We start from the raw sequence: 566 nt of genomic DNA on the forward strand, positions 1-566 counted from the left end.
CGGGCTGTCCGAGCGCTATCCACGAGCGTTGTTGCACAAATGACACGATTTGGCCTCACTCAGAAAGCTCTCGTTAACTATCGAGGCGCTCGCAGCCCCCCGCAATAGGTGCGAATCCGATGCCGGACGGCCCGAATCCGGCGCTGGACCGTCAGAATTGCGGCGCGCGGGCCGAGTCGCCGGCCAGGGAATTGCCGCAGAATCGCCGCATGGCGAAGCGGCACTGCGGCGAAGCGCCGATTTTTCCGCGATAATGACGCCGGCTTGTTGATTGTGCCGACGCTTTTCTTTATCCAGCGGCGCAACGGAGAGGTGGCCGAGTGGTCGAAGGCGCTCCCCTGCTAAGGGAGTAGAGGTCAAAAGCTTCTCGTGGGTTCGAATCCCATCCTCTCCGCCACCCTGCTTCGCGGTGCACAGCTGCGCAGGACGAGCCCGCGAATCCCTCACAAAAAGGCAGAATCGGCGACGCGCGTTGCGCTGCGCTTTCGCCTGTCATGCTACGGCGACGGTGGCGTCGACCCTTGCGGCTGGTGCAGAACTGCGCAGATTTTTGGAAAAGATATAGC

1 tRNA gene is annotated in these 566 nt (G+C 61.7%); it reads left to right on the plus strand.

The features are described from left to right. Positions 1-306: 306 nt before the first annotated feature. Positions 307-397: transfer RNA gene (locus EOA33_RS38035), tRNA-Ser, on the plus strand. Positions 398-566: the final 169 nt, after the last annotated feature.

The organism is Mesorhizobium sp. M4A.F.Ca.ET.050.02.1.1 (assembly GCF_003997725.1).
Lineage (GTDB): Bacteria > Pseudomonadota > Alphaproteobacteria > Rhizobiales > Rhizobiaceae > Mesorhizobium.